The organism is Pedobacter sp. 01N416 (assembly GCF_056399685.1).
The window spans coordinates 1-1,250 of sequence record NZ_JBFTRT010000955.1 but is presented as its reverse complement, the minus strand read 5'-3'; the positions used below and the strand labels follow the sequence as shown (position 1 = coordinate 1,250).

Annotated in this window: 1 protein-coding gene and 1 pseudogene; one reads left to right on the top strand and one right to left on the bottom strand. The window is 40.0% G+C overall.

Annotated features, from left to right (window positions below; genetic code table 11):
- Positions 1–209, bottom strand: a pseudogene (locus AC1DND_RS28640) (ATP-binding cassette domain-containing protein); the annotation flags it as partial.
- Between the two features lie 292 nt (positions 210–501).
- Between AC1DND_RS28640 and AC1DND_RS28635 the strand changes: the two are divergent.
- Positions 502–1,250: FAD-dependent oxidoreductase (locus AC1DND_RS28635; protein ID WP_477586330.1), on the top strand; the 749-nt coding region annotated here is incomplete at its 3' end.

Below are 1,250 nucleotides of genomic sequence, written 5' to 3'. Positions count from 1 at the left end.
AGAACGTTCAGCGTGTCGATATCAAGATCGTTTGTTGGCTCATCCAAAATTAAAAAGTTCGGATTTTGCATTAGCACTTTCATCAAGTTTAAACGTTTCTTTTCACCACCACTTAATTTCTCAACCATACCATGTTGTTTCTTCGGGGGGAAGAGAAATAGGGTTAATAGGGCAGAGGCCGTAATCACTGAACCGTCAGCCATCTTGATATCGACACGCTGAACGTTCTTGAAGAATTTTTAGAAAACTTTCCTGGCATATTAATGCTGGTTTCTCACGATAGATACCTGCTTGATAAAATGAGTGATCAACTATTTATCATGGAAGGTGAAGGTGTAGTTAAAATTTCAGAATAACCAAAGTATAATTGAAAGATGTTTTCCACGTTATGTTTCACGTGGAACATCACACAATCGCCGTACTGAATTATTTTTAGCACGACGTAATATTAGGATAAAAACCAATTGTTCCACGTGGAACATTAAAGAAATACAAAATAAAATGTTTTCAAAATACGATTTGATTGTTGTTGGTGCTGGTCACGCAGGCTGTGAAGCTGCTGCTGCCGCTGCCAATTTAGGATCATCTGTTTTATTAATAACAATGAACATGGGCACGATTGCCCAAATGAGTTGTAACCCTGCCATGGGTGGCGTAGCTAAAGGACAGATCGTTCGCGAGGTGGATGCCATGGGTGGTTATTCAGGTATTATTTCTGATAAATCGACTATTCAATTTAGAATGCTTAATAAGTCAAAGGGCCCTGCCATGTGGAGTCCAAGAGCACAGATTGATAGAATGCGTTTCGCAGAAGAATGGCGTTTAGCTTTAGAAAGAACACGCAACCTTGATATATGGCAGGACAGTGTTGTTGGCCTATTGGTAAAAGATAATACGGTATATGGTGTTAAAACATCTTTAGGTATCGAGATAGAAAGTACAGCAGTAGTACTTACCAATGGAACTTTCTTAAACGGCATAATGCATATTGGAGAAAAGAAATTTGGAGGAGGTAGAACTGCCGAAAGAGCATCAACAGGAATTACAGAACAACTGGTAGAACTAGGTATGGAAGCAGGCCGAATGAAAACCGGTACTCCCCCACGCGTAGACGGAAGAAGTTTGGATTATACCAAAATGGAAGAACAATGGGGAGACGAAAACCCAGGTAAATTCTCATACACTGATACCGAAGTTTCGACAGACCAACGTTGTTGCTGGATCACTTATACCAATGGGGATGTTCATGA